The 9,041-nt window shown below is 60.7% G+C and carries 9 protein-coding genes; all 9 read right to left on the bottom strand.

Annotation, left to right across the window (positions count from 1 at the left end; translation table 11 throughout):
- Positions 1–38: 38 nt before the first annotated feature.
- The 9 genes from FJ936_RS26205 to FJ936_RS26170 all read right to left on the bottom strand — a co-directional run bounded on the left by FJ936_RS26205 (position 39) and on the right by FJ936_RS26170 (position 8,893).
- Positions 39–1,928, bottom strand: a complete 1,890-nt coding sequence (locus FJ936_RS26205) for an MFS transporter (protein ID WP_140619549.1) — start codon at positions 1,926–1,928, stop codon at positions 39–41.
- Positions 1,929–2,105: 177 nt separating this feature from the next.
- Positions 2,106–2,897 carry an ATP12 family chaperone protein gene (locus FJ936_RS26200; protein WP_140717271.1) on the bottom strand — a complete coding sequence of 264 codons (792 nt, stop codon included), beginning with the start codon at positions 2,895–2,897 and terminating at the stop codon, positions 2,106–2,108.
- 12 nt (positions 2,898–2,909) lie between these two features.
- The gene (locus tag FJ936_RS26195) at positions 2,910–3,782 is read right to left on the bottom strand and encodes a DMT family transporter (RefSeq protein ID WP_051041371.1); all 873 of its coding nucleotides are present in this window, start codon (positions 3,780–3,782) and stop codon (positions 2,910–2,912) included.
- Between the two features lie 47 nt (positions 3,783–3,829).
- Positions 3,830–4,810, bottom strand: a complete 981-nt coding sequence (locus FJ936_RS26190; RefSeq protein ID WP_015317967.1) for an RluA family pseudouridine synthase — start codon at positions 4,808–4,810, stop codon at positions 3,830–3,832.
- A gap of 63 nt (positions 4,811–4,873) precedes the next feature.
- Positions 4,874–5,248, bottom strand: a complete 375-nt coding sequence (gene crcB, locus FJ936_RS26185; protein ID WP_141907139.1) for a fluoride efflux transporter CrcB — start codon at positions 5,246–5,248, stop codon at positions 4,874–4,876.
- 121 nt (positions 5,249–5,369) lie between these two features.
- Positions 5,370–5,750, bottom strand: coding sequence for a hypothetical protein (locus FJ936_RS30995; RefSeq protein ID WP_246680535.1), 381 nt, complete (start codon positions 5,748–5,750; stop codon positions 5,370–5,372).
- Positions 5,751–5,808: 58 nt separating this feature from the next.
- Positions 5,809–7,041 carry a hypothetical protein gene (locus FJ936_RS26180; RefSeq protein ID WP_246680534.1) on the bottom strand — a complete coding sequence of 411 codons (1,233 nt, stop codon included), beginning with the start codon at positions 7,039–7,041 and terminating at the stop codon, positions 5,809–5,811.
- A gap of 337 nt (positions 7,042–7,378) precedes the next feature.
- Positions 7,379–8,209, bottom strand: a complete 831-nt coding sequence (locus tag FJ936_RS26175; RefSeq protein ID WP_140619545.1) for an aspartyl/asparaginyl beta-hydroxylase domain-containing protein — start codon at positions 8,207–8,209, stop codon at positions 7,379–7,381.
- Positions 8,210–8,365: 156 nt separating this feature from the next.
- On the bottom strand, positions 8,366–8,893 hold the full coding sequence (locus tag FJ936_RS26170; RefSeq protein WP_246680533.1) for a DUF930 domain-containing protein: 528 nt from the start codon (positions 8,891–8,893) through the stop codon (positions 8,366–8,368).
- Positions 8,894–9,041 lie beyond the last annotated feature (148 nt).

Here is a 9,041-nt window from a genome sequence, read left to right as displayed (position 1 = left end):
CGATCGCTCGCGCCGGGCTTTTCGTTCTGGCCTACCGACTATTCCTTGGCGTGCAGGTCGGTGCCGAGCGTGTCCTTGACGAAGATCATGCCGATGATCAGGGTCATCGCCGCGATGACCACCGGATACCAAAGGCCGTAGTAGATGTCGCCCTTGTAGGCGCTGAGCGCGAACACCGTCGCCGGCAGCAGGCCGCCGAACCAGCCATTGCCGATGTGGTAGGGCAATGACATGCCCGTGTACCGAATGCGAGTCGGGAACATCTCGACAAGGATCGCCGCGATCGGCCCATAGACCATGGTCACGAACAGGACCAGGATGAACAGGATGCCGATCGTCATCGGCCAGTTAACCGCCGCCGGATCGGCGAACATGGCAAAGGCACCGCCGCCCGGTATGTTGTAGACGGTGACCTCGGGGGCGCCCGCTGCCTCATCGGCGGTCAAGAGCTTGTCCTTAACCGCCTGGTCGGTCGGCACCGCTGCCTTTTCACCGCCGCGGATGGCGGCCGCGTCGAGCTTAAGTTCAGGATTGGCTGCGATGAAGGCATCGAGTTTCTGGTCCGCGACCTTGATCGGCGCTCGCTTCAGCGGATAGCCGCCGTCCTGCAAGGACATGTTGACTGCCTTGACGAAGGCGGCGTCCTTAGCCTTGGCCTGATCGCCGGCGGCGACCGCATCGTAGGACGCCACTGTCTCTGTACCGATCTTGACTGACGCAGGCGTCCCGGCCGCAGCCGTCGACACCACTTCATAGGGAACCGAGTTCTTGGTCAGGAACGAAGTCGCGATGTCGCAGGACGTCGTGAACTTCGCCGTGCCGACCGGATTGAACTGGAACTTGCAGTCGCCGGGAGCTGCCGTCACCGTTGCCCGAGTGCTCTGCTGAGCCTTGGCGAGCGCCGGATTAGCGGCCCAGGTCAACGCCTTGAACAGCGGGAATGTACAGACGATGGCCAGCGCAAGGCCAGCCATGATGATCGGCTTGCGGCCGATCCTGTCGGAGAGCCAGCCGAAGACGACGAAGAAGATCGAGCCGATAGCCAGCGCGATGGCGATCATGATGTTGACCGACTGCGCGTCGACCTTCAGCACGTTCTGCAGGAAGAACAGCGCGTAGAACTGGCCATTGTACCAAACCACGGCCTGACCGGCGGTGAGGCCGAGCAGCGCCAGGAGCGCGATCTTGGCGTTCTTCCACTGACCAAAGGCTTCCGAGAGCGGCGCCTTTGAGCCCTTGCCTTCGTCCTTCATCTTCTGGAAGGTCGGAGACTCCGAGAGTGACAACCGGATCCAGATCGAAACGGCGAGCAGCAGGAAAGAGACGATGAACGGAATGCGCCAGCCCCAGGCGGCGTAGGTCTCCTTGCTCAGCGATCCCTGTACGATCAGGATGACGATCAGCGACAGGAACAGGCCGAGCGTCGCTGTTGTCTGGATCCATGAGGTGTAGAAGCCACGGCGGTCATCGGGTGCATGTTCGGCGACATAGGTCGCAGCGCCGCCATATTCGCCGCCCAGCGCCAAACCCTGCAGCATGCGCAGGACGATAAGGATCACCGGAGCCGCGATGCCCAAGGTTGCATAGCCGGGCAGCAGACCGACCAGGAAGGTCGACAGGCCCATGATCGTCATTGTGACCAGGAACGTGTATTTGCGGCCGACGAGGTCGCCGATGCGACCGAACAGCAGCGCGCCGAACGGGCGAACCAGGAAGCCTGCGGCAAAGGCCAGCAGCGCGAAGATGTTGCGCGTTGCCTCGGGAATGGTCGGACTGAAAAAGGTCGAGCCGATGAAAGCCGCCAGTGAGCCGTAGAGATAGAAATCGTACCATTCGAAAACAGTGCCGAGCGAGGAAGCGAAGATGACTTTCTTCTCCTCCCGCGTCATGCCGCGGCTCGTTCCGCCGGCGGTCGATGCCATTGCCATAGAGCTATCCTCCCGTGAGACCTCGATGCTGCGCGCCGACGTCCGCGTTCTCCTCCGAACGCGGACTCAAAGACGCAGCCAACACAGGAAAAATGGCAGAAAGGGCGGGGAAAGGGCACCGCGACGATGGGATTATGACTTTCGTATTAGGTGCAGTGCGAAGGCGGAGCGAAGCCCTCAGGCCCGCAGCGCTTCGAGCAAGCTGACGGCGGCCATCATGTCCCGTTTGCGAGCGGCGCGGCGCGCGACGGCTTCGGCGTCCTGTCCCCACTGTGCGATCTGCCAGTCCTCATCGACATGGCCGGCGGCCCAGGCCTCCTCGCCGTCGAGCTCGCCGAAATCGACCGCCAACGCCAGCAATGCCGAGCCGGTCAACGATGTCATGACATGGATGGCGGCAAGGCGCAGCGGTTCGGCGCGTTGCGCCAGATGGCTGCCCAGCACGGCAATGGTTTCGCGTGGCTGCTCGACATGGATGATGCCCTCGGCAAGGTTGAAACGGGCCCCAAGTGCTGCGCGAGCCCAGTCGATGACGGGATCCCACCGCTCGTTCTGCCGCTCGACCAGCCCTTGCGGGGCATCGGCGCGATAACAGAGCAGATCCGACGAGGCAAAACGCAGAATGTCTTCCAGCACCGCCTGCGGATCGCTGGCCACGCCATCGATTGCGGTGTTGACCAGCCGCATCACCGGCATCGTCATCGGATTGATCGTCTCGCCCTGTTCCGCGAACTCGCCGGCAACCAGCGTCGCGGCCGCCTCGGTCGGCAGCGCCAGCATTGCCTTGCCCGGCGTGCGCACCGGCTTGCCGTCGAGATGGACGGCAAAGCCACCTTCCGCCGACGCGACCGAGACCTCCTTATAGAAGCGCTTGGGCAGCGGCATCTTCATCTGGATCTGGGCGCGACGCACCGGATCCGGATCGGAAAGATACTTGCCCGCTTCAAGGTCGTTGAGGATATCACGCATGAAGTGCCTTTCTTACACCGGTATCAGCTTGCGTGCCGGCCGGTTGACGATGATCAGGCCGGCCGCAATCAAGCCAAGTGCAAGAAAAATGCGAATGGTCAGCGGCTCGTTCAAGATGATCGCACCGCACAGGACACCGAAGACCGGCGACAGGAAGGTGAAGCTGGACAAGCCTGAAGCCGGATAGCGGCGCAGCAGCCAGAACCAGAGCACATAGGTGAAAGCGACGATATAGACCGCCTGGAAAAGCAGCGCCAATGTCGGCAACAGGGAGGGATCGCGCACCGGTGGGCCGGCAAGAGGCAGCACCATCATGCCAACGATCGCCGCGCCGGCGAGTTGATAGAGCAGCAGTTTTTCCGCACTCGCCTCGACCAGTTTTGATCGTTTGATAAGGATATTGGTCAGGGCCCAGAAAAACCCCGAACCGAGGCTCAGGAGATCACCGAACAGCATGTCTCCGCTACCGCCGAGCTTGTCGGAAAAGACCGTGGCAAGACCGGCGAAGGCCAACAGCAGGCCGAGGAACTTGCGCATGGTGATCTGTTCGCCGAGCAGGAAGTGGCCGCCGATCAGCATCCAGAACGGCATTGAGTTGACCAGCAGCGTATTGCGCGCCACGGTCGTATGCTCCAGGCCAACGTAGAGACAAAGGAACTCAACGCCGAAAAGCACGCCGACCGCAATGCCCGCCGGCAATGTCCCATCCCTGCTGAACAGCGCAATGCCGCGCCAGCGGCACCAGAGAAAGACGCAGAAACCACCGATGACCGAACGCGCGATCGATAGGAAGACGGGATCATAGCCTGCATAGGAGATCTTGGCGGCGACGTAGTTCAGCCCCCAGGAAAAGGTCAGGCCGACCATGATGGCGGCTGCGGCCATGTCGACCGCGTCGCGCCGATCGAGCGCATCGGTGGCGCCGCTCACGGTTAGTCCTCCGCGCTGGCGTCGTCGAAGCCGATCAGGTTCCAGCTCTGGCGCATATGCGGCGGCATCGGAGCGGTGACGTCGATGACGCCCTTGTCCGGGTGCGGGATAATGATGCGCCGCGCGTGCAGATGCAGGCGGTTTTGAATGCCGCCAGGAAAATCCCAGTTGGTGTCGGCCTCGAAGTATTTCGGGTCGCCGATGATCGGGCAGCCGATATGGGCGGCATGGACGCGAAGCTGGTGTGTGCGGCCGGTATAAGGTTCCATCTCCAGCCAGGTCATGGTCTGCGCCGCCTGCTCGATAATGCGATAATAGGACACGGCATGGTCGGCGCCTTTTTCGCCGTGCGCGGCAATGCGCACCCGGTCGCCGTCCGGCGTAGCCTCCTTGATCAGCCAGGTCGAGATCTTGTCCTCGCGCTTGGGCGGCACGCCCTTGACCAGCGCCCAGTAGGTCTTCTTGGTTTCCCGCGCCCGGAACGCCTCTGAAAGCTTCATCGCGGCCAGCCTGGTGCGGGCCACCACCAGCACGCCCGACGTGTCGCGGTCGAGCCGGTGCACCAGCCGCGGCTTCTCGCCTTTCTGGCTGCGCCAGGCTTCCAGCATGTCGTCGACATTGCGGGTAACGCCGGAGCCGCCCTGAACGGCGAGGCCCGCCGGCTTGTTGAAGACGAAGACCTTGGGATCCTCGTGGATCAGCATCTTGGCGAGCACATCGGCGTCGCCCTGGTTCCGGATCGAGTGGCCGGTGAGCGCGCTCTCGCCCTTCTTGTCCACCTCGAGCGGCGGAACGCGGACCATCTGCCCCGGCTCGACGCGGGTGTCGGCCTTGACCCGGCCGCCATCGACGCGGATCTGGCCGGAGCGCAGCAGCTTCTGTAGATGGCCGAAGCCAAGGCCCGGGAAATGCGTCTTGAACCAGCGATCGAGCCGCATGCCCGCCTCGCCGGCCTCCACAGTGATCTGTTCAACGCCTGCCATGTCTTCTTCGCTTATCCGTTTCCCGAGCAGGGCTCTTGGCCTGCGCTTGGCGCGGCAATAACATTATGAAACGGTTCTTGCGAGCCAAAGTCCCAGAAACAGGGCAATGATCGCGCCAACGACGCTGGCAAGCGCATATCCGAATGCCGGCAGTGTCGAGCCTCGTTCCCACAGGGCGGCGAAGTCGAGCGAAAAGGCGGAGAAGGTGGTGAAGCCTCCGAGAATGCCGGTGGCAACGAACAGCCTGACCTCATTGGACCCGCCGCGACGCGCAAGGATGGCGATGAACAGCCCCATCGCAAACGAGCCGAAGATGTTGATCGCCATCGTGCCCCAGGGATAGTTGGGACCGACGAGGCGCAGCGCGCCCATGCTGGTCAGATGGCGGATGCCGGCGCCGATGCCGCCGCCGACGGCTACGAGAAGCAGATTGAACATAGAACTTTACTGCCCCCGCGAGGACGCCGGCGTCAATCCCTTGAGCGGGGTGACGCAGCTTCGGGGAATGGCAGAGATAGTCGACCGATAAAGAACCGCGCTTCCAACTCACGAAGCGCAATCACCGGCCGTCGCCATTCCAGGCAGGCGCTGTCCAGTCCGGATATTTCTTCCTGAATTCGCCGTAGAGCGCATCGACTTCCTGCTGCGTGAGCGGACGCGTCCGCTCATAGAGATAGCCGGTAACGCCGCCCGACAACTGGTATTGCGCAACGCGTTTGTACGCGGCACCGATGCCTTGCCCGTTAAAAATCTCCTGGTTCGGAATAGTGACGCAAATCTGCGCACCGGCTTGCAGATGAGTAACCGGCGGGTCGGTGACAACGACAAATCTGGACTTCAATGCGTCAAGCCGAAACCGATCGCGACTGTCCACCTGGCAAATCCAGCCGACATAAGGAACGAGGCCGCTGTCCATGCCGAATAGCAGCGCATCACTCATGACAGGCCCCGAAGCAAGAACCGAAAAGCGGTCCTCTGGTCCCAGTCTGTCGATCAGATCATCGATCAAACGTCTGTATTCGGGAAGATTGTCGAGATGGAGGGGGAGCGTGGCCTCCCTGGCAAAAAACGAAATCGATCGGAGACAGGAGCTGCCGAGCAGTTGGAAAAAATGTGCCTGCAAAAGCAAGTCCAGCGGCAACCGCGATGCCGGCGGTCGACCATCGAAATTTCAGCGCCGGCAGGGAAACGATCGCGACGATGGCCTGAGCGTATGCGGGAAAAAGCCACAGGAACATTGGCAGCGAATGATGGCGATCAGGATCCTGCGTCCGGGTGAAAATCAAGAATGTGAGCACCGAGGCGATGCCGCAGAACAGGGAGAACCTGTTGCGGCGGACAATGGAAATGTAAAGCCCGGCAATGATCAGCAGCCAATTCACATAGCCCAGCCGGCCCGCCATCTCACCGAGTTGGGTGGCAAAGGTTGTCCTGTATCCGCTGTAAAGATCGTCGTAGCTCGTTCCCAGAATTCTGGCGATCAGCGGCAGCTGGAAGTTCAATGCGGTGGCGGCGACAACGAAGATCGCACACAGGCCACCTCCTACCGCCGCGCGGAATGCCGGAAGGTCTCGGTCCCCTGCGATCCGCAGCAAACCAAGGGATGCCGCTGACATGGCAATCCCAATACCGGCATAGGCGTACCAGCGACGCAGCATGAACGCCAACCACAAGCTCGCGCCGACGGATATTCCGCTCGCCACTGGTTCGCGGGTCAGGAATTTTGACTTCCACAGGAACCAGGTTGCCGCGGCGAGAGCGAGACAACCCGCAACGTCGGGCAATCCGCGAAGTGTCGGCGCCCAGAACGGGGTGTAGAGAAAGGCCGCGATCCAGACGGCTGGCCAGCTTCGCGAAGATGTCTCGGAGACCGCCTCGACATGACTTATCCTGGCTATGAAAAGAACCGCTGGAACCAGGTAGACCGAGACTATTCCAGCGACGAAGGAAAGCCTAGAACCACCAAAGACGATGTGAAAGGGCATCAACGGCACAAGGATCGCCACACCATAGTCTTCCGTGGCGATGGACTTCCCCAATTGGCTCAGCCAGTCAAATGGGCTCGCGACAAGGAGCGCTCCCTGCTGGTTGAACATATTGAAATAAGCAGCGAAATCCCAATAGTAGACGGACTCTTCAAGACTTATGTAGGCGGCGCTGATGGCAATGCCCAGCATAACGGTCCACAGGTACGTTCCCGTCCAGAATCCGAGGATTTTGTTTTTTGACACTTGGGTCCGCCGACGAAAGAAGAAACAGAACTGCCGAGGGCAGAATCTGACGCAGCCAGAAGCGTTCAGGCAAATGCGAATCCTGCGACACAGTTCATATAATGAATTGGTGAGAGCCCAAAGAGGCCGAAGTTCTGAACCGTTGTGGCGCTAAGGCTGCCTGTCTTGGAGGAGCATAGCTTGGCGGTCCTAGAACCAATCCACGAGCGCCGGCAGCGGCTCTTGTTTTGACGCAATTCCCGGCGGAAAGTCGTCTGCATTTCCTGGAATTGCCCCAAATTCCATGACACATTCAGGATACTGCCGGCTCCGCCGGCAGTATCGACAGATCTTCAACTTAGGTGGTTTCGACCTTCTTTGGCTTTGTGGAGCCGATCATCTTCCAGTTCTTGTAGAACATCGAGTTGATGCGCTCGACGCTCACCGAGACGACCGCAAGCATGCCAGCGATCAGGCGGGGCACCGGGGATGGCCTGATAATATCCATGAACACGCAGTAGCGGCGGCCATCATACTCGTTGACCGAGCGATGCAGCAGCGTGTCGTCGAAAATGAACTGCGGATTGTCGTACCAGTAGTTCTTGACGTTGCCGCATTCGACGAAAATCTCCGCTTTCACCGGGATCAGATTGTAGAGGATACGCAGGCTGAGCCGCAGCGGTCCGAAATGCCAGGAGGTCGATTCGCGCTTGCTGAAGACGGAAACGGCAATCGTTTTGATGTATTTGAAGTCCTTGTTGAATTCCTCGACGTTGTCGATCCTGTGCTTGCCGTACCACTGGTAGACATACATGCCGCGCCGGCCGGCGCCGAAATTGGCGTCGATGTCGGCGATGATCTCATCTTTGCGCGCCTTGAAGATATCAAGGACCTCATTGACCTCACGCTGGTAGTCGGCGGGAAACTGCTCCAGCTTCCACACGCCCGGATTTCTGTAGCACAGGAGATCGACCAGCAGGTTGAAGGGCGACAGCAACCAGGTGAAGAGCCCGTTGCCAAGGAAGTAGCCACTGAACAGCGCCAAATCCTTCCTGTCGTTGCGCAACACGTCGATCAGACCACAGACGATGAAGATCGTCGTCAGGATGGGGATGAAATAGAAGCCAAGGGCGAGAAGCGGGATGGCAATGGCGAATTTGCGAAGGGATTTGCGAAGGGTTTTTGTCATTTTTCCACGCGCGAAGCGCGATCCTGTTGCGAATGAGGTGCCCAATCATGGCAACGGCCACCGCCCGACCGTGCGCCTTGATAAGGTTTTTTGGGTCACCGCACAACGGCCATGGTGTCTGGCCGGGCTGGTTGCCTGGTGGAGTTTGCCGGGCCGTCAATGCACTGCCGGCAAGCCAAGCTCGTCCCATTTGTCCCTGGCCACGGGATCGCCGACCAGAAATTCAAAGCCAATGACGCTTTCGCCGTCCTTGGCGAGCTGGCATTTGAACTTCAGACTGTACCAGTTTTTACGACTGCGAAAGGCCGCACCATTAGCGGCGATCGTCGTGCCGGTGATCTTCTCCTCCGCGGTCGCGTAGGGCACCACCCGCTCCGGCTGGAAATCCGCATGCCATTGGCGGATTTGGTCCATGGCCTCCAGATTGCAAAGCTGCACCATGCGCTCATCGGATGCGAAGGTCCTGAGATCGGCGCGGGCCTGCTTGCTGCGCGGATCGGCGAGGGTCTTGGCCGACAGCATCCGCGTTGGGCGGATCATGGCGGGCGTGGCGGGAAATCGAGGAGCGCTTGGAGCAGGCGCCGGTGCCTCGGGCATGGGTGCGCGGGGTGCCTCCTCGATGGGAGGTGCGGGCGGCCTTGTCGAAACCTCGAATTGCTGTGGCGTCAGGATGGCGACCGACACGCGCTCCTCCTCTGGCCGGCTCGGGCGTTTCGGCGATGGTATCAACATGACGCTGGCGGCGAGCAGCCCATGCAGGAGAACCGAAGTGGAAATCCCCCAGGGCGAGGCCTCGTTTCGCGCCGACAAGACCACCGCGCTCCGCAAGTCG

The sequence above is a fragment of the Mesorhizobium sp. B2-4-13 genome, from assembly GCF_006658535.1.
Lineage (GTDB): Bacteria > Pseudomonadota > Alphaproteobacteria > Rhizobiales > Rhizobiaceae > Mesorhizobium > Mesorhizobium australicum.
This window is presented reverse-complemented; position numbering and strand designations above follow the sequence as displayed.